This is a genomic window from Nocardiopsis sp. TRM 82005 (genome assembly GCF_056312425.1).
This window is the reverse complement of sequence record NZ_JBWDTQ010000030.1, coordinates 1-18,938: the sequence shown is the minus strand read 5'-3', so window position 1 is coordinate 18,938 and position 18,938 is coordinate 1. Positions and strand designations below refer to the sequence as shown.

At 68.5% G+C, this 18,938-nt stretch carries 15 protein-coding genes; 5 read left to right on the top strand and 10 right to left on the bottom strand.

Features of this window, described 5'->3' with window-relative positions; genetic code table 11:
- Window positions 1–2 precede the first annotated feature (2 nt).
- Both AC0T5L_RS22565 and AC0T5L_RS22560 read left to right on the top strand, forming a co-directional pair.
- Window positions 3–431 carry a DUF350 domain-containing protein gene (locus tag AC0T5L_RS22565; RefSeq protein WP_476167466.1) on the top strand — a complete coding sequence of 143 codons (429 nt, stop codon included), beginning with the start codon at window positions 3–5 and terminating at the stop codon, window positions 429–431.
- 70 nt (window positions 432–501) lie between these two features.
- Window positions 502–2,067, top strand: coding sequence for a polyamine aminopropyltransferase (locus tag AC0T5L_RS22560; protein WP_476167518.1), 1,566 nt, complete (start codon window positions 502–504; stop codon window positions 2,065–2,067).
- A 370-nt stretch (window positions 2,068–2,437) separates the two neighbouring features.
- Here AC0T5L_RS22560 and AC0T5L_RS22555 read toward each other — a convergent pair whose 3' ends face one another.
- From AC0T5L_RS22555 to AC0T5L_RS22530, 6 genes are all read right to left on the bottom strand, one after another.
- The gene (locus AC0T5L_RS22555; protein WP_476167465.1) at window positions 2,438–3,862 is read right to left on the bottom strand and encodes an NAD(P)/FAD-dependent oxidoreductase; all 1,425 of its coding nucleotides are present in this window, start codon (window positions 3,860–3,862) and stop codon (window positions 2,438–2,440) included.
- A 64-nt stretch (window positions 3,863–3,926) separates the two neighbouring features.
- Window positions 3,927–4,784 carry an ABC transporter permease gene (locus AC0T5L_RS22550; protein ID WP_476167464.1) on the bottom strand — a complete coding sequence of 286 codons (858 nt, stop codon included), beginning with the start codon at window positions 4,782–4,784 and terminating at the stop codon, window positions 3,927–3,929.
- The gene (locus AC0T5L_RS22545) at window positions 4,781–5,635 is read right to left on the bottom strand and encodes an ABC transporter permease (RefSeq protein WP_476167463.1); all 855 of its coding nucleotides are present in this window, start codon (window positions 5,633–5,635) and stop codon (window positions 4,781–4,783) included. The genes AC0T5L_RS22550 and AC0T5L_RS22545 overlap by 4 nt, the downstream gene beginning before the upstream one ends.
- Window positions 5,636–5,644: 9 nt before the next feature.
- Entirely contained in the window at window positions 5,645–6,910 is a 1,266-nt protein-coding gene (locus AC0T5L_RS22540) for an ABC transporter substrate-binding protein (protein WP_476167462.1), read from the bottom strand.
- A gap of 153 nt (window positions 6,911–7,063) precedes the next feature.
- Window positions 7,064–8,215 carry an ABC transporter ATP-binding protein gene (locus AC0T5L_RS22535; protein WP_476167461.1) on the bottom strand — a complete coding sequence of 384 codons (1,152 nt, stop codon included), beginning with the start codon at window positions 8,213–8,215 and terminating at the stop codon, window positions 7,064–7,066.
- A 192-nt stretch (window positions 8,216–8,407) separates the two neighbouring features.
- On the bottom strand, window positions 8,408–9,856 hold the full coding sequence (locus AC0T5L_RS22530; RefSeq protein ID WP_476167460.1) for a gamma-aminobutyraldehyde dehydrogenase: 1,449 nt from the start codon (window positions 9,854–9,856) through the stop codon (window positions 8,408–8,410).
- A 229-nt stretch (window positions 9,857–10,085) separates the two neighbouring features.
- Between AC0T5L_RS22530 and AC0T5L_RS22525 the strand changes: the two genes are divergently transcribed.
- A complete protein-coding gene (locus AC0T5L_RS22525; RefSeq protein ID WP_476167459.1) occupies window positions 10,086–11,462 on the top strand; it encodes an aspartate aminotransferase family protein in 1,377 nt (458 codons plus the stop codon).
- A 63-nt stretch (window positions 11,463–11,525) separates the two neighbouring features.
- Here AC0T5L_RS22525 and AC0T5L_RS22520 read toward each other — a convergent pair whose 3' ends face one another.
- The 3 genes from AC0T5L_RS22520 to AC0T5L_RS22510 all read right to left on the bottom strand — a co-directional run bounded on the left by AC0T5L_RS22520 (window position 11,526) and on the right by AC0T5L_RS22510 (window position 13,267).
- On the bottom strand, window positions 11,526–11,966 hold the full coding sequence (locus AC0T5L_RS22520) for a DUF6069 family protein (RefSeq protein WP_476167458.1): 441 nt from the start codon (window positions 11,964–11,966) through the stop codon (window positions 11,526–11,528).
- Window positions 11,967–12,081: 115 nt separating this feature from the next.
- Window positions 12,082–12,681: a PH domain-containing protein gene (locus AC0T5L_RS22515; protein WP_476167457.1), complete on the bottom strand. Its 600-nt coding sequence runs from the start codon at window positions 12,679–12,681 to the stop codon at window positions 12,082–12,084.
- A gap of 127 nt (window positions 12,682–12,808) precedes the next feature.
- On the bottom strand, window positions 12,809–13,267 hold the full coding sequence (locus AC0T5L_RS22510; RefSeq protein ID WP_476167456.1) for a flavodoxin family protein: 459 nt from the start codon (window positions 13,265–13,267) through the stop codon (window positions 12,809–12,811).
- A 261-nt stretch (window positions 13,268–13,528) separates the two neighbouring features.
- On the opposite strand from AC0T5L_RS22510, the gene AC0T5L_RS22505 reads away from it, so the two are divergent.
- Window positions 13,529–14,257, top strand: a complete 729-nt coding sequence (locus AC0T5L_RS22505; RefSeq protein ID WP_476167455.1) for a hypothetical protein — start codon at window positions 13,529–13,531, stop codon at window positions 14,255–14,257.
- A gap of 240 nt (window positions 14,258–14,497) precedes the next feature.
- Here the strand turns inward: AC0T5L_RS22505 and AC0T5L_RS22500 are convergent, their stop codons facing one another.
- Window positions 14,498–17,671 (bottom strand): phage tail protein, encoded by a 3,174-nt coding sequence (locus AC0T5L_RS22500; RefSeq protein ID WP_476167454.1) that lies wholly within the window; start codon window positions 17,669–17,671, stop codon window positions 14,498–14,500.
- A gap of 581 nt (window positions 17,672–18,252) precedes the next feature.
- Here AC0T5L_RS22500 and AC0T5L_RS22495 point away from each other — a divergent pair.
- Window positions 18,253–18,726, top strand: a complete 474-nt coding sequence (locus AC0T5L_RS22495) for a hypothetical protein (RefSeq protein WP_476167453.1) — start codon at window positions 18,253–18,255, stop codon at window positions 18,724–18,726.
- Window positions 18,727–18,938 lie beyond the last annotated feature (212 nt).

The window sequence follows — 18,938 nt, the reverse complement described above, 5'->3', positions numbered from 1 at the left end:
CCATGAACGAGCTCCTTTTCAACTCCCTCGCAGCCCTCGCCTACGGCGGGGTGGGCATCGTCATCCTCGTGGTGGGCTACCTGCTCACCGACCTCCTCACCCCCGGCAAGCTGCACAAGCTGATCTGGGAGGACCGCAACAGCAACGCCGTGCTGCTCGTGTCCGCCAACACGCTGGGTTCGGCCATCGTCGTCACCACGGCGATCCTCTCCAGCGACTCCGAGAGCGGCCTGGGCGCGGGACTGCTCTCGACCGTCGTCTACGGCCTGATCGGTCTGGGCGTCATGGGGCTGTCGTTCCTGCTGATCGACCTCGTCACCCCCACCAAGATCGCCCACATGATCAGCGACCACGAACCGCACCCGGCCTCCTGGGTGAGCGCCTCCGCGCACGTGGCGATCGCCCTGGTCGTCGCGGCGGCCCTCACCTGACCCCGATTCCCACGTTTCTGACCGGCCCCCTGACCCCGGCCGCCAGCACCATCAGACGAAGGCACCCGTGTTGACTGAGACCGCCGCCCGCACCCGGCCCCGCCTCCCGGTTCCCACCAGGGCGGCACGCTTCCTCGTGCTGCTGGCGGTGTTCATCTGCGCCGCCTGCGGCCTGGTGTACGAACTGGCGCTCGTCGCCATCGGCAGCTATCTCCTGGGCGACACCATCACCCAGGCCTCCGTGGTCCTGTCCGTGATGGTCTTCGCCATGGGTGTGGGCTCGCTGCTGTCCAAGCGCTTCCAGGCGAACCCCGCCGTGGCCTTCGCAGCGATCGAGGGTCTGCTCTCGCTGGTCGGCGGTCTGTGCGTGTTGCTGCTGTACGGGGCGTTCGCGTGGTTCTCCGCCTACCAGCCCGCGCTGGTACTGCTGGCGTTCGCCATCGGCATGCTCATCGGTATGGAGATCCCGCTGCTGATGACGCTGATCCAGCGCATCCGCAAGCAGGAGGCCTCCGACGCGGTCGCGGACCTGTTCGCCGCCGACTACGTGGGCGGGCTGATCGGCGGCCTGGCGTTCCCGTTCCTGCTGCTGCCGCTACTGGGCCTGCCCAAGGGCGCGCTGATGGTGGGGACGCTGAACGCCGTGGTCGGTATGGCGGTGGTGCTGTGGCTGTTCCGCTCGGAACTGACCCGGCGCGCCTACGCGGCCCTGAGCATCGGCCTGGCGCTCATCATCTCGGTGCTCGGCCTGGCCTACCTCTACGCCGACGAGTTCGAGGTGGACGCCCGCCAAGCCCTGTACCGCGACCCGATCGTGCACGCCGAGCGCTCCGAGTACCAGGAGATCGTGGTCACCCAGTCCCTCGACGGCAAGGACGTCCGCATGTTCCTCAACGGGGACTTGCAGTTCTCCACCCTGGACGAGTACCGCTACCACGAGTCGCTGGTCCACCCGGCGATGGCGGGTCCGCACGAGGACGTGCTGGTACTGGGCGGCGGCGACGGCCTGGCCCTGCGCGAGATCCTCTCCTACGACGACGTGGCCTCGGCGACCCTCGTGGACCTGGACCCGGCCGTGATCGACCTGTCCTCCACCGACCCGGTGATCAGCGACCTCAACGAGGACTCCTTCGAGGACCCGCGCCTGGACGTCGTCAACACCGACGCCTTCCAGTGGCTCCGCGACAACCACGAGCAGTTCGACGTGATCGTCGCCGACCTGCCGGACGGCACCGACGTCGGCACCTCCAAGCTCTACACCGTCGAGTTCTACTCGCTCCTGCGCCATGCCCTGTCCGACCAGGGCCGCGTGGTGGTGCAGGCCGGCTCGCCCTTCTTCGCTCCGGACGCCTACTGGAGCGTGAGCCACTCCCTGGACGACGCCGGGCTGGCCGCCACCCCCTACAACGTGGACGTGCCGACCTTCGGCAACTGGGGTTTCTACCTCGCCGCCAAGGACGAGCCACCCGGACTGCGCGTTCCCGACGACGCGCCGCCCCTGCGCTTCCTCGACGACCCCCTGCTGGCCGCCGCCCAGGTCTTTCCCAGGGACCGCCGCGAGGAGGACGTGGAGGAGTCGACCCTCATGCACCCCCGGGTGATCGGCTACCACCAGGGGGCCTGGCGGGGCTACTGACGCCCGGGCGCCCGACGCCCTCTCGCCCGCCGCCGCCGCTGGGGAAGAGCACCGCGCGGCCTGAGGACTTGGGCCGGTGGGCGGCCACGCGGTGTGCCTGGAACGGGAGTTCGTGTTCGGGGACAGCGACGGCGGCAGGCCGACAAGGAAACGGCCATCGGCGGTCGAGGACGCGTACGCGCACGTGTACCGCCTCGGATTCCCTTGCCACCTGCCCCATCTTGACCCGGTGCCCGGACGCGGCAAGGACGCCACGCCGCCCCGCCCGCCTCCCCGGCCAAGCCGTTACCCAGCCTTTTCCACCCTTTTCTGCCCCGCTTCCGCTCTCCTTCGGCACGGCCGCACCCTGGCCGCCGCGGCCGTCCCGCCGTCAGCTGTCGAAGCCCAGACCCACCGCGTCCAGACCGCGCAGCCACAGGTTGCGGCGGCCTCCGTTGCGGTCGGCGGCGGCGGTCGCGCGCAGGGTCAACCCGATTCCCAGGGAACGGACCGGCTCTGGCGGAAAGGGCAGCGGCTTCTCCCGGACCATACGCAGCCGGGTGCGCTCGGTGTCCAGGCCGTCGAGACGGTCCAGCATCACCTGCGCGCCGAAGCGGGACGCGCCCACGCCCAGCCCCGTGTATCCGGCGGCGTAGGCCAGGCGGCCTCCGTACCCGGTGCCGTAGAAGGCGGAGAACCGGCTGCACGTGTCGATGACCCCGCCCCAGCTGTGGGTGAACCGCACGTCCTCCAGTTGGGGGAAGGTCTCGAAGAAGTGCCCGGCAAGCCTGCGGAAGGTCTCCGGACGCTGGTCGAACTCCGGGCGCACCTTGCCGCCGTAGTGGTGCACGATGTCGTAGCCGCCCCACAGGACGCGGTTGTCCGAGGTCAGCCGGTAGTAGTGGAAGAAGTTCGCGGAGTCGGACACCCCCTGGCGGCCCCTCCACCCCAGGGACTCCATCTGCTCGTCGGTGAGCGGCTCGGTCATCAGCGCGTAGTCGTAGACCGGGACCAGGTAGTGCTTGAGCCTGCGCAGGGGACCGGGGAACGCCCCGGTCCCCCAGGCCACCCTGCGCGCGTGCAGGGCGCCGCCGCCGGTCTCCAGGCGAAGGCCCGCCGGGACGGACCGGATCGCGCGCACGGGCGTGTTCTCGAAGATCCGCACTCCGAGCCGCTGGCAGGCGGCGCGCAGCCCCCAGGCGAGCTTGGCCGGGTGGACCATGGCGACGCTGTCAGGCTCGTACAGCGCTCCCACGTAGGTGGGCGAGTCGATCTCCCTCCGGATGCGCTCGGCGTCCCACACGTGCGAGGTGTAGCCCATGGCGGTCATCGTCTCGGCGGCCTCGGCGAACCCTTCGGCCTGCCAGGGCTCGGTGGCGACCAGCACCTCGCCGGTGCGCTCGAACCCGCAGTCGATCCCGTACCCGGCCACGGCCTCCTCGATTCCGTCGAGGTTGGCGTGTCCCTGGCGTTCGAGCTCGACGACCTCCTCGGGCCAGCGCTCGGCGCCGTTGTCATAGCCGTGGGTGAGGCTGGCGGCGCAGAATCCGCCGTTGCGTCCGGAGGCCGCCCACCCGGCGGTACGGGCCTCCACCAGGACCACGTCCCGGTCGGGGTCGCGCTCCTTGGCGATGAGCGCGGTCCACAGCCCGCTGAAACCGGCGCCGACCACCGCCAGGTCGGCGAACACGTCGCCGGTCAGGGCCGGCCCGGGCTCGGGGACGTCGTGCCCCGAAACACCGGGATCGAGCCAGAAGACACTGGGACGGGTGTCCGCCAGGGCCCTCGTCACCTGCTCGGTCGCTCCATCGGCCATGAGTTCCACTCCGTTTGTTGTTGGACGCTGCTCATCACCCCGGGATCGGGCACCAGCGCCGGGTTCAGTCCTTCGCCGTGCTCCGGCGCCGGGCCATGGCGATGTTGACCACGGCCATGATCAGCCCGACCGCGAACAGCAGAGTTCCCATGACGTTGACCTGTGGCGGGATACCCACGCGTGTGGAGCCCCAGACCCACAGCGGGAAGGTGGTGACGTCTCCGCTGACGAACGAGGTGATGATGTAGTCGTCGATGGACAGGGCGAAGGCCAGCAGCCCTCCCGCCATGATGGCGGGGAACAACATGGGCAGCGTGACCAGCCGGAACGTCTCCCAGGGCCCGGCGCCGAGATCACGGGCGGCCTCCTCCAGGCGCGGGTCCAGGGTGATGACGCGGGCCCGCACGGTGATGGCGACGAAGGACACGCAGAACATCACGTGCGCGATCACGGTCGTCCAGTAGCCGGTGGTCACGTTCATCGTCAGGAAGGTGGAGAGCAGCGCGGCGCCGAGCACCACCTCGGGCGCGCTGATCGCCGCGAACATCACCAGGTTGGTGAGCTGCTTGCCGCGGAAGTCGAACCGGCCCAGGGCCAGCCCGAGTAGGGTGCCCAGTACGCCCGCCACGACCATGGACAACAGCGCGATACTCACCGAGTTGAACATCGCCTCGTTGAGCTCGGCGTGGGCGAACGCGTTCTGGTACCACTTCAGGGTGAAACCCTGCCAGGTGATGTTGTGCCGGCCTGCCGGGTCGTTGAAGCTGAACGCGACCATGAACACGATGGGAGCGAACAGCCAGACCAGCACGGCCCAGGTGTAGTAGCGGCCCCAGTCGACCCGGCGGCGCGCACGGCCCCGCCCCGCCGCCGGAACGGCTCCGCCTCCGGAGGCTTCCCGCCTGTGGACTTCGGTGCTCATGCGTGCACCTCCATGACCCGTTCGGTGCCCAGAGCCCGTGCGTAGCTGAAGATCCCGACCAGCAGCAGCCCCATGAGGACGAAGGTGATCGAGGCGGCGATCGGGTAGTTGTTGTTGACCAGGTACTGGGTCTGGATGACGTTGCCGATCATCGTGTTGTGCGTCCCGCCGAGTACCGAGGCGTTGACGTAGTCGGCGCTGGTGGGGATGAAGGTCATCAGCACCCCGGCGAACACCCCCGGCAGGGACACCGGGAGGATCACCCGCACGAAGGCTTGGACGCGTCCGGCGTACAGGTCGTGCGCGGCCTCCACCAGGTGCGGGTCCATACGCTCCAGGACCGCGTAGATCGGCAGGACCATGAACGGCAGGAAGTTGTAGGCCAGGCCCAGGATCACCGCGGGCGCGGAGTTGAGGACGGCGAAGCCCTCCGGAAGCAGTCCGAGGTCCTTGAACGTGCCGAGCACCACGCCGCTGTCGGAGAGGAAGAACCGCCAGGAGATGGTGCGCAGCACGAAGGAGACGAAGAAGGGCAGCAGGATCAGCAGCAGGTACGTGGACTTGTAGGCCCCGCCGCGGAAGGCGATCCAGTACGCCATCGGATAACCCGCGGCGATACACACGAGTGTGGCGCAGGCCCCGTAGAACAGGGAGCGCAGGATCTGCTCCCAGTAGGTGCTGACGGCGGTGACGTAGTTGCCCGCCTCGAAGGTCTGCTGGAAACCGGTGACCACGTTGCCCGTGGTCAGCGACAGGGACAGCATCCCGCCGATGGGCACCACGAAGAACAGTGCCAGCCAGGCCCATGCCGGCAGCACCAGCACGTAGGGCGTGATCTTACGGTTGCTCATGGTCCGGACTCAGCTCTGCGTGACGGCCTGGAACAGGGAGGAGAACTCGCCCTGCTGGTCGGGCTCCAGCGCCACGTAGTTGTGGAGCCTCTGGTAGTCGCCCTCGCCGGGAAAGACGAGGTTGCTCTCCGACATCTCGCGCAGGGCCTCGGCGCGTTCGCCGTCGCCCTCGGCGTCGGCCCACTCGGCCATGACCTCCTGCGCGTGCGTGACCGGGGAGATGTAGCCGATGTACTCGGTGAGGCCGGTGGCGATCTCCGGCTCGTAGAGGAAGTTCATCAGTTCGATGGCGTCGACCGGGGCCCGGGTGGTGTACGGGATCATCAGGTTGTCGGTCCACAGGGTGGCGCCCTCGTCGGGGATGACGAACTTGAGGTTCGTGCCCTCCTCGGCGTTCTGCTGGTAGATGTCGCCGGACCAGGCCATGGTCATCCACAGGTCGCCGCTCGTGAGCGGCTGGATGTAGTCCTGCTCGTAGTAGGCGCGCACCACGCCGGAGTCGCGCTGCTCGCGGAGCTTCCCGGCCGCGGCCTCCCAGTCCTCCGGGGTGGAGTCGGCCGGGATGACGCCGTTGGCGAGCAGGCCGAAGTTGGCGATCTCCTGCGGGTCGGCGAACATGCCGACCTTGCCCTCGAACTCCGGGTCCCACAGGTCCTGCAAGCTGGTGATCTCCCGGTCGACGAACTCGGGGTTGTAGGCGATGCCGGTGATGCCCGAGGCGTAGGGGACGGTGTACTTGTTGCCGGGATCGTAGGCGGTGCTCTTGTAGATCTCCCCCGCGTACTCGGCGAAGGCCGGGAGCTTCGTGTGGTCCAGCCGCGCCAGGTAGCCGAGTTCGAGGAGTTTGGCGAGCTCGAAGCCGTTGGTCAGGACCATCAGGTCGTAGCCGATGTCGTCGCCGTTGGCGAGCTTGGGCTGGATCTGCCCGAAGAACGTCGGGGCCTCGTGCACGTCCTCCTTGTAGTCGACCTCGATACCGGTGGCCTCGGTGAACTGCTGGATCTGGGTGCGCTCGGAGTCCATGTACAGCGGCCAGTTGGCCCAGCGCAGGTTGCCCGTGCGCTCCTTACCCACCCAGAAGTCCTCATCGGCGGCGGAGTCGCGCTGCTGGCCGCCGACGCCGCAGGCTGACATCGCGAGTGCGGCCGCGGCGGCGCCGCCCGCTTGGAGGGTGTGACGGCGGGTCATACCGGGGAGCGCGGGAGGGCTGTGGCGGGCACGGGTGAGTCCGCGCATGAGGGCGGGGGTCAGTCGGGCGCGCGGTCGGTTGTTCATGTCGTCGTTCCCTACTTCGGTTCTTCGGGGCCGCCGTCACGGTGGCGGGTCTGACGGAGGGCGGCGGGGCCCGGGGGGATGGGTACCTCGCGTGTTTGGAGGTGCCTGATGTGACTGGTGCGTCTGCGAGGACCGGGATGTGCGTGATGGTGCTCAGGACGGAAGCGCGTAGGAGTGCTCGGGCCGCCAGGACAGCCACACCCGCTCACCCCGTTCGGCGGCCAGGGTGGCGCCCGACGCGTTCTGCTGGTAGACCGTGACCTCCTCGCCGCCGATGTCCACCTGGTAGTGGGTGGCGGCGCCCATGTAGACGGTCTCGGTGACCGTGCCGGGAACGCGGCTGACGTCGTCCCCGGGCCGACCGGTCCCGATGCGGATCTTCTCCGGGCGTACGGTCAGGTGGATGTGGGAGCCGGTGGTGGCCGTCTCGGGCAGTTCGGTGACCAGTGCGGTGGCACCGTCGGCGACCTCCACCCTCCACAGCCCCCCGGAGCCGGTGCCGACCACGCCGCGGACGAGGTTGCTGGTGCCGATGAAGTCGGCGACGAACCTGGTGGCGGGGCGCTCGTAGATCTCGGCCGGCCCGCCGAGCTGTTCGACCGCGCCGTTGTTCATCACGGCGATGCGGTCGGACATGGTCAGCGCCTCGCCCTGGTCGTGGGTGACGTAGACGAAGGTGATGCCGACCTCGCGCTGGATGCGTTTGAGCTCGACCTGCATGGACTGGCGGAGCTTGAGGTCGAGCGCGCCGAGCGGCTCGTCCAGAAGCAGGGCGGAGGGCTCGTTGACGAGCGCGCGGGCCAGGGCGATGCGCTGCTGCTGACCGCCGGACAGCTGCGACGGGCGGTGCTTGGCACGGTGGCCGAGCTCGACCAGGTCGAGCATCCGGCCGACCCTGCGGGTGATCTCGGCTTTGGGGATCCTCTTGCGCCTGAGTCCGAACGCGACGTTGTCGGCCACGCTCATGTGCGGGAAGAGTGCGTAACTCTGGAAGACCATGTTGACGTCGCGGTGGTTGGCGGCCACGCCGGTGACGTCGCGGCCGTCGAGGCGGACGACGCCCTCGGTGGGGTCCTCGAAGCCGGCGATCATGCGCATGGTGGTGGTCTTGCCACAGCCGGACGGTCCGAGCAGCGAGAAGAACTCCCCGCGTTCGATCTCCAGGTCGACACCGCTGACCGCGTGCACCGTCTCGGACCCGGTTCGGAAGGACTTGACCACTCCGGCCAGGCTGATCGCGGGCCCCGTGGCCGGGACGGCGTCGGCTTGGGGCGCCTCGGTTTGGGTGGTGCTGGTGGGAGCCATGGTGGGGTGTTCCTGTCAGTCTTGTTCTTGCTGCGTGCTCGCGAGCTCGGGGCGGGGCTCGGGGCGCGAACAACCGGGTTCGTCGTCGCCACCGCCTGGCTCGTTGCCCACCGGCGGCGGAGACTCCTCCTGTGGGGCCAGGTACGCCCGGGGTGGGTGCCGGGCCGCGCTGGGCGGCCCGGCGGGGAGGGCTCAGTCTCCGATGTAGCTCATGACGTGCTTGACCCGGGTGTACTCGTCGAAGGAGTACATCGACAGGTCCTTGCCGTAGCCGGAGTGCTTGAAGCCGCCGTGCGGCATCTCCGCGGTGATCGGGATGTGGGTGTTGATCCACACGCAACCGAAGTCCAGCCGGCGCGAGACCCTCAGGGCGCGGGCGTGGTCGCGGGTCCACACGCTGGACGCCAGGCCGTACTCGACTGAGTTGGCCCAGGCCACGGCGGTGTCCTCGTCGGTGAAGCGCTGCACGGTGATGACCGGGCCGAAGATCTCGTCGGTGACCATCTCGTCGCCCTGTCGCAGGCCGGAGACCACGGTCGGCGCGTAGAAGAAGCCCTCGTCGCCGACCCGTGAGCCGCCGGCCAGGACCTCGGCGTGGCTGGGCGCGCGGTCCAGGAACCCGCTGATCCGGGCCAGCTGGTCGGCGTTGTTGACCGGACCGTAGGCGGCTTCGGGGTTGCCGGGCGGCGCGGTGACGGTGCCGTGCGCCTGCTCGGCGAGGGCGGCGGCGAAGTCGTCATGGATCCCCGGGGCGACCAGTACGCGCGTGGCGGCGGTGCAGTCCTGCCCCGCGTTGAAGTACCCGGCCTCGGCGATCCCGGCGGCGGCGCGCTCGACGTCGGCGTCGTCGAAGACCACGACCGGCGCCTTGCCGCCCAGCTCCAGGTGCAGGCGCTTGAGGTCCCTGGACCCGGCCTGGGCGACCTCGTACCCGGCCCGGGTGGAGCCGGTGAGGGAGATCAGCCGCGGTACGGGGTGGTCCACCAGGGCCCGGCCGGTGTCGCGGTTCCCGACGACGACGTTGAACACGCCCGGCGGGAGGAACTCCGCGGCGATCTCGGCCAGCAGCAGCGTGGAGACCGGGGTGGTGTCGGAGGGCTTGAGGACGATGGTGTTGCCCGCGGCCAGAGCGGGGCCGATCTTCCAGGCCGCCATGGCCATGGGGTAGTTCCACGGGGTGATCTGTCCGACGACGCCCAGCGGCTCCCGGCGGGTCCAGGAGGTGTGGTCGGCGAGGTACTCGCCCGCCGCGCGTCCCTCCAGGTTGCGGGCGGCGCCCGCGAAGAAGCGCAGCGCGTCCAGGACCTGGCCGATCTCCTCGGTCCGGGTGAGGCCGACCGGCTTGCCGCAGTTGCGGACCTCGGCGTCGACCAGTTCGTCGGCGCGATCCTCCACTCTGTCGGCGAATCTGTTGAGGGCGATCTGCCGTTCGGCGGGGGTCCAGTCACGCCAACCGGTCTCGAAGGCGCGCTGTGCGGCCTTGAACGCGTTGTCGACGTCCTCCGCCGTGGACACCGGGGCCGTGGCGAAGACCTTTCCGGTGGCCGGGTCGATGAGGTCGCCGCGGATTCCGTCCGCGGTGTCGACGTACCCGCCGTCGACGAAGTTGCGGAGGTGGTCGAGTCCGGGCTCCTGGGTCACTACGGCTCCCTGGGATCGGGTGCGCTCTGGCGCACATGGGGCTGTGAATCGTCACACTGCCACCAGAGACTCTCCGAGATCAAGGGATTCCGTTGTAAACTTTAGTGTTACCGACGGATACTTGACATGCTAGCCATGGATGCCACTATTTCTATTGAGTGGGTTCTGTCGAGACCCCCGGGTCGACCGTCACGGTCCCCGCACCACCCAGCGATCTTGGGAGCACCAAGTGGCAGCGCACCTGAGCCCGGAGCAACTCCAGCGGGCCGCCAAGGACCATCTGTGGATGCACTTCACGGAGATGGCCACCTACGACGACGCCGACGTCCCCGTCATCACCCGAGGTGAGGGCGCCTACGTCTACGACGCCGACGGGAACAGGTACCTGGACGGCCTGGCCGGGCTGTTCGTCTCGCAGGTGGGCCACGGCCGGACCGAGATCGCCGACGCCATCGCCGAGCAGGCGCGTGAGCTGGCCTACTTCCCGATCTGGACCTACGCGCACCCCAAGGCGATCGAGTTGGCCGACCGCCTCGCGGGCCTGACCCCGGGCGACCTCGACCGGGTCTTCTTCACCACGAGCGGTTCCGAGGCGGTCGAGTCGGCCTGGAAGCTGGCCCGCCAGTACTTCAAGGCGATCGGTGAGCCCAGCCGGCACAAGGTGATCAGCAGGAAGATCGCCTACCACGGGACCAGCATGGGCGCCCTGTCGATCACGGGCCTGTCGGCGATCAAGGCCCCGTTCGAGCCGCTGGTTCCGAGCACCGTCCAGGTACCGAACACGAACTTCTACCGCGCTCCCCAGCACGGCGACGATCCGGAGGCATTCGGCCGCTGGGCCGCCGACCAGATCGAGGAGGCCATCGTCCAGAGCGGCCCCGAGACCGTGGCCGCCGTCTACGTCGAGCCCGTCCAGAACTCCGGCGGCTGCTTCCCGCCGCCGCCCGGGTACCTGCGAAGGGTGCGCGAGATCTGCGACCGCCACGGTGTCCTGATGGTCTCCGACGAGGTGATCTGTGCTTTCGGCCGCCTCGGCGAGTACTTCGGGGCGACCAGATACGGCTACCTGCCCGACATGATCACCTTCGCCAAGGGCGCCACCAGCGGGTACGTGCCGCTCGGCGGGCTCATCGCCCGCGAGAAGCTCATGGAGCCCTTCAAGGAGGAGGGGGCCGCCTTCCTGCACGGCGTCACCTTCGCCGGGCACCCGGTGGCGGCGGCCGCCGCGCTGGCCAACCTCGACCTGTTCGAGAGCGAGGGCATCCTCGACAACGTCCGCGAGAACGCGCCCGTCTTCCGCGCGACCCTGGAGAAGCTCCTGGACCTGCCGATCGTCGGCGACGTGCGCGGCGACGGGTTCTTCTACGGCATCGAACTGGTCAGGGACAAGGAGACCAGGGAGACCTTCACAGAGGAGGAGTCCCACCGGCTGCTCAAGGGCTTCCTGTCCGGGGCGCTCTTCGACGCCGGGCTCATCTGCCGCGCCGACGACCGGGGCGAGCCGGTCGTACAGCTGTCCCCGCCGCTGACCTGCGGTCCGGAGCATTTCGAGGAGATCGAGCGCATCCTGCGCAAGGTCCTCACCGAGGCCTGGGACCAGCTCTAGGCTCCGACGGGCGAGGGTCCCTCCCGGCCGGGAGGGACCCTGCTCGTAGGCGGCCGGGGCGCGTCAGGCAAGGGCTCGACGGCGGACCGCGCCGAGGCCGAACCACACCGCCGGAACCAGCACGACGTGCATGAGGGCGAGGACGGCCTCGGTGGCGAGGTCGGTCCCGGCGAAGAACGGCATCGCGGTGGAGGCCGCGGCGAGCACGGTCCCCACGATCTGGCCCGTGCGAAGGAAGCCCTTCCACAACAGGGAGAGCAGGACCGCGGCGACGAACCCGGCGGCGAGCGGGAAAGCGCTCATGAAGGCCACTCCCCCGACCTCCACGGCGGCGATCCCCCCGGCCCCGTCGGGATGCTCCATCGAGGCTCCCACGAGGTGGCCCAGGCCGAGGAGCACCAGGTTGGCGACGGTGGCCGCAGCGACGGCGACGGCTCCGGCCGCCCACCAGGAGGCGCCCGGGCGTCGGGCGTCGGTGGCGGCGGTAGCGGTGGCGGTGGTCATGGGGTCTCCGTTCGGATGTGCGGTGTGCTTCACGGAGATCCTCCAACCTCATTATTACTTGAGGTCAATGCGGCGTGGCGGGCATCACAGTCGCCCGGGGTGGTGGACCGGATGGTCAGGCACCGAGGTGGTGGACCGCGACACCCGCGAGGGAGAGGAATCCGGTGAGGAGGAGGACCACGAGGGCCGGAAGGACGGGGATCCTCACCCGCGCCTCGATGTCGCGCGCGTAGCCGCCGTCCTCGGCGGAGGCGTACAGCGACCGCCACTCCTCGACCTTCCGTACCGTCCTCCGGTGGTGCCGGTAGCGGATCAGGTCACCACCGAGCGAGCCCCCGTAGTGGACGTGGGAGACCGCATCACCGTTGCTGAGCCCGATGACGAGTCGTCCACCGCCCTCCGCGTTCGGGGTCTCCACGCACCGCCAGGGCGCGAAGTGGGAGGAGAAGACGCCCCGCACCTCGATGCCCTCCTCGGACAGCCGCAGGCGCGGGTGGAAGCAGAGCAGGTAGAAGAAGACCTGGAGACCGCCCATCATCGGCAGCACCGCCAGGAGATCCGCGTCGAAGGTGCCGGACGCGAAGGCGGAGGGGGGCAGGGAGAAGGCGACTGCTCCGACGAGTGACATGGTGAGCACGCCCATGGTGGCGAAGCCCCGGCTGCGGACGGTCGCCCGGTTCCTCGCCGGGCGTACGGGGGTCTCGGGTTCCTGCATGGGGGATGTCCGTTCCGTGGTCGCGGCCCCGCGCGGAGACGAGCACGGGGATGAACGACACCGAAACTAACCGGGGAAGGCGCCGGACCCGCTACCCGCCCCCGGCAGACGGCGGAGACGGCCCCGGTCAGGCGCGTTCCAGGGCGGCCAGGGCGGTGACGGCGCCCAGCTCCCAGCAGGCCTCGCGGGCCTCCGCGCCGGGACGGCCCGTCACGGTGACCGGCGGACGGTGCCGTTCCCAGCCGATTCCCTTGGCGATGGACTCGACCGCCCGGACAGCGCCGGAGGTGTCGCTGTCTCCATGCACGTACAGCGAGTACGGGAGCCCCTCGGTCGTTCCCTGGGCGGGGTAGAAGACCGTGTCGAAGAAGACCTTGAGGGCGCCGGACATGTACCCGATGTTGGCCGGGGTGCCCAGAATCAGGGCGTCGGCGCCGAACAGGTCGCTGGCCGTGGCCGACAGCGCGGCCTCGGTCCGCACCTCCACCCCCTCGATGTCGTCGGTACGGGCGCCGTCGATCACCGCGCCCAGCAGCTCCTGGGTGGCGGGCGAGACCGTGTGGTGAACGATGAGCAGACGTGCCATGTCCCCCACACTAGAGCGCGTGCCTCGGACAGCGGCGGGACCTCGCTGCCCGCTTCCTGGTTCCGGCCCGTGCCTGGTCACGGGAGGACGAAGACCGTGTGGTGAACAAGGGGCAGCCGTGCCGCCTACCCCACACTGGTGTTGTGACCGGAAGCGTTCTCAAGGAACGCGGGCGGTGGACCCCGTCAGCCCGGCAGCGTTTCCGGACAGCACACCGGACACTGACACGCTGCCGCCGCCCGCGCAGAAAGCCAGGCCGCCATGAGCCAGCCTCCTTCCTCCGACGGACCGCACGACCGCAGGCCCACGACCGGCGGCCAGCCGTCCATGGGCCCTCGGCCCGACGGGCGGCCCCCGATGGAGCCTCCGCCCCCGCCCGGATTCGGTCCTCCCGAGCCGTGCGGGCCCGCGGACCCGCACGGTTCCCCGCCCCCGCAGGATCCCCGGGATCCGGGCAGGGCCTCCCCCTGGCTGTTCGTCGGCCTGGGCTGCGGCGGCCTGTTCGTCATCGGCCTCGTCCTGGTCGCGCTCATCGCCTTCGTCTTCAACGACCGCGGTGAGGAGGCCGAAGACGGCGGGAGTACGGGAAGCGGCATACCGAGCGCCACGAGCACGCCCGGCCTGAACGAGACCGTCGAGCACGACGGCATGCTCTTCACGGTCACCGGCACCGAGGTCACCGACGAGATCAACGGCTACCGAGCCCTCGGCGAGTACCTCATCGTGCACGTCGACGTCGCCGACGCGGGAGTCCGCGAGTTCTGGCGCGACGAGCAGCACGTGTACACCTTCTCCGGCGAGCGGATCGAGGAGGACTACGGCGCCACCATCGAACTCCAGAGCCCCATGTGGCAGGACCTGCCTCCGGACGGCTCCCCGGCGAGCAGCAGTATCGCCTTCGACGTGGAGTCCGCAGCCGACATCTCCCACATAGGCCTGAGCTCGCGCTTCCGCGGCGGCAACGAGGTCGAGATCGACCTCGGCAACTGATCCCGCCGGAGCACGAAAGGGGATCGGAGTCCGTGGGCTCCCGCTTTCCGGTGCCGTCCGCCGTGTGAGCGCGTCGCACACGCCGAACCGGGCCCGTGCGGGCGTCTGTGACGCCCGCACGGGCCCGGGAAGGGGAAAAGGATGTCGTCGTGCCCGTCAGCGGTCAGACACAGCGGCCTCCCCGGTGCGGGGGCCGGGTACGGCCCCGCGTCCGCTGAGGGGGTACGTCAGGCAGGACAATCACACCACCCCGATCGCCGCCGCGTACTGGAGGGAGCGGTTGACCGTGGCACTGGTCGGCTCCGCCCGGGGGTAGTGGTTGACCACCTGGATCCGCGGCGCCCCCTCCTCGTAGCCGGCCCGGGCGGTGTGTCGGCGGACTTCGGGGGAAGGCGGCACGACCCGCGCGTTGATCTCCCCCGTCACATCACCCAACTGCCCACGCAGATCAGGCAACCTGTCATCAATACCCCCCATAAGACCCTCCATGATCATCCGACCCGCAGGAGTCAAAAGCCGACGATCCACCCGACCCGGACCCTTCCAATCCGGAATCATGTCCGTCACCGAAGAAAACTCACCCTTCAGAGAACCGATCATGTTCTGCACACCATCGATCAACCCGCGAATAATATTCTTACCCGCGTTCAGAAGAATCGACTTGGCATTGGAAAAAGCACTCCTCACCTTCCCCGGAATCCCCCGCACCGTGGACAACAACGACGTGATCCGCTCACTCACCCGACTCCGCATCGCCGCGAACGCCGCCACGGCCCGATCCCGCGCCCCCGTGAACGCACCCACGACGCGCTCACGAATCGCGGTCACCACCGCCACCGCACGATCACGCAGAGCGGACACGATCGCCACGACCCGCTCACGCACCGCCGCGAAAATCTGACCCGCACGCTCACGCACCGCCGTAAAGACCGCCACCACCCGGTCCCGGAACGCCACCACCCGCTCCACGACCCCCTGCACCGCCGAGCCGACCAACTCCACGATCCTGTTCCACGCCGTGGAGATCAGCTCCGCCACCCAGTCCCAGGCCACCTGCACCGCGGTGGTGATGCCCTCCCAGACCCCGGTCAGGAACTCAACGAGGTACTGGGCCACCGCGGTGATCTTCTCCACGATCCAGTCCCACACCACACCGGTCTTCTCCATCAGCCAGTTCCACGCCTCACCGATGAATACCTTCACCTCCTCCCAGTACGTGAACAAAATGACGAAGGGATGATGGGCGATGACCGCCTTGATCCACTCCCAGGCCGTCTCGATCAAACCGACCAGGCCGTCCCAGAACTCCTGGGCCTTGACCTTGAGCACCTCCCACATCCCGGGCAGCGTCTCGGTGAAGAACGCCATCACGTCCCCGGCGACGCTTTTCACGAAGGAGAACACCGCGTCCACGACCTCGCGAAACGCCTCACTGTTGTTGTAGGCGTAAACCAGACCAGCGGCCAGAGCCGCAAGAGCCGTCACGATCAAACCGATCGGGTTCATCGCCATGACCGCGTTGAAGAGGGCGGTGGCGGTCGTGGCGGCCTTGAACGCGACCACGCCCGCGAGGATCGCCGAGGCCAGCGCCCCGAACGTGGTCCTGTGCTCCTTCACGAAGGAGAAGAACGACTGGATCTTGGGGACGAGGCCCTCCAGAACGCCCAGGAACGAGGTCAGCCCCTGGCGCACCTCCCCGAAGGCCGCGGAGAAGGCCGACCCGATGCCCGACTCCTTGACGAAGGCGACGACCCGGCCGATGTGGTCCGGGAGCTTCTCGAACTGCTCTCCGATCGTCTTGAGCCCCGACTCGATCTGCGGCTTGTAGGGCTCGATGAGACTGCCCAGGGCACCGGTGACCGCGTTCTTGAGGCGGTTCATCGTGCCCTCCCAGGTCCCCCGGGCGTCCTGCATCGAACCGCTGACACCGTCCATGCCGCTGCCCACCGAGTCGACGATGGAGGACATCACCTCCTCGGAGGTGATCTCACCGTTGCGCATCGCCTGGGAGAGGTCCTCGATACTCTCCTTGTTAAAGGCCTTGAGAAGCTGATTCTCGATCGGGGCAGCGGCGTCCCCGAAGGCCTCAAGGGTCTGTCTGCTCAGCTCGCCGGAGGACATGAGTCCGTCGAAGGCGCCCACCGCCCTGCGCATGGAGTCCTCGGTGATCTTGCCCCCAGAGGCCGCGATCTCACCCACCGCGGTCATCGTGGGCGCCAGCCTGTCGGCCGCGACGCCCATGTTGACCAGTTCGCGCCCGGCATTGGCCCACTGGGCTCCGTCGAAAGCCGCGGCTCCGGCCACACTCAGCACGGAGTCCAGGACCCGCTCGGTCTGCTCCCCGTCACTGGAGACCCCCTGGAGCGCCGAACGCAACCGGTCGACAGCGTCCAGGCGCCCCCATGAGCTCTCCAGCGCCTCACCGAAGCTGCCTATCCCGATCTGCGAAAGGGCACTGCTCATCTGTGATCCGAGCGTCGAGAAGGCGTTGCCCACAGCCGTACCGACGGCGTTCGCGGCACTGCGCGCCCCCGCCTTCACCTTCGTGAACGCGGTTCCGAGAGAGCTGCGCATCCTGCTTCCGAGCGAGGAGAAGCGCTCGCCCGTCTTCGAGGCGAAGCCGCGGAGGGCACCGTCCGCGGGTGCGACGGTGTCGACGATCGCCCCCATGGCGCGCCGGAACGGTTCCGTGATGGGGGCGGCGGCCTGCCCGACCGAGGAGGCGGCACTCCGCATGGCCTGGCCGACACGCTGACCGGCCTGGACGACCGGCTGCCCGATGCCGTCGTAGATCTGGACGCCCACGGTCCTGGCCTGTTGCGCGATGCTGTCCAGGTGGCCGCGGATCGCGGCGCCCATCCGACCGATCCTGCTGTCCAGAGCGTCCGCCGCCTCCCCGCCCTCGCGAAAACCGGCGACGAAGTCGCGCAGTGCCCCGGTCGAGGCGGTGAAGCCCTTACTGACGAGGTTCGCCGACATGGAAACGACATTCTCAGCGAACTGCCGGCCCGCCTGGGCACCGAGCTCACCGAACTCGTCGGCGAGGTTCTGGCCGAGCTGGGCACCGATGGCGCCGAGCTCCGGTGCGGCCTGTGAGAGTCCGTTCTCCAGGGCCTGGCCCGCCGCTGCCCCGGCAGCCGTACCCAGCTTGTCGCCCGCGCTCTCACCCGTGGACCCGAGGCTCGACTCGAGTTCACCCTTGATCCGGCCGCCGAAGCGCTGGACGTCGGCTTCAAGACCGCTGAGGCCGCTTGTGACCACCTGCGCCGTCCCGTTGACGATCGCGGCACCCAACTCGTTGCCACCGACCACACCGGCGGTTTTCAGCTTGCTCTTCAACTCCTTGGTGACCGCCTCGCCCAGGCCGGCCAGCTCGGGAACCAAACGCATGGAAACAGAAATGGCTTCAGACACCATCGACTCCTTCGCCAGAGAAATAAAACAGAAAAGAAAAAAGGAAGACAGGTTTTGGGTGTGACAGGATCTCGCCGCGGGCGCCCGCGGGCATCCTGAACGAGGGTTCGGTGTTCGCCTTTTCAGGGCATGCTAGGAGCTCTTTTGGGAGCACACCGAGACAGCCTCACGCACTTTCTGTACGGCGGATTCCGATAACGTCCGACTGTCCGTTTCCTGGCAGGCGAGGTCTCCACCTCAGCTTCGGGGCCGCCACGGACCTCCCCCGCGACCAGGGGCACCGCGGGCTCCCACATGCGTGGACCCACCGGACCACCCGGTGCGCACACGGGCTCCGATTCGGCGCTCCGGACTCCTTTGCCCGGGGATGAGCCATCCCTCGTGTCAAGGACCGGCGCGTCATACGCGGCCCCGTGTTCGGCCCGGACGGACACACCCGCGCTGTCTCCGTGCTCCGACTACGGGATGTCGAACAGAAAGGCTCCTCAAGGAAAAAGCCTGGATCACCATGGGTGAACACAGCCTGGTGATAGCATCCCCCTGGCAAACAAGAGAACCCATGGCAAGAGCCGAGGAGTCTGATGTCCTCCCCCACCTTCAACAAGATCGCCTACGGGTGCCTCGGTGCGATCGCCGTTGTCTTCGTCCTCCTCTTCGCATTCCTCTTCGCGTTCCCCAACGACGAGGAGGCGCCAAGCGCCGACAACGGGACAGAAGAACCCAGCCTCGCCGAAGCCGCAAAGGAAAAGTACTACGAAACCTGGACCAAGGAAGTCGACGGCGAACTCGTCTTCGACCACCCCGGGGGATTCGGCGAGGAAATCCCCACCGTCGAATGGATCGATTCGGAAAACGACTACGAGATCATCGTCCGCGTCATCGAGTTCGAAGACCCGGATTCCTACTACGCCATCTGCGAGGGAGTCGCCCGCAACGGCTATCCCGGACAACTCGACGGCGAGGAAGGCCGCCTCGACCTGAGATACGTCATCGTCCAGGACGAGGACGGAAACGAACTCGAATCCTGCGACAACATGTACATGCGCGGCGAGTAACACCCGAAGCGCCGCTCAGAACCCTCCTCGACCCTTCACTCCTGGGGAAACACCTGCCCGGTCCACAACCCAGGGTGAAACGGTGAAGCGCGGGGCGCACCCGGCGCCCCGCGTCCTTTACTCTCCGGACTGGTCCGCCAGTCTTTGGCGGCGTTGTTCGGCGCGACGCCCAGCCTCGGCCAAACGAGCCAACCTCTCCTCCTCAGCCCGCC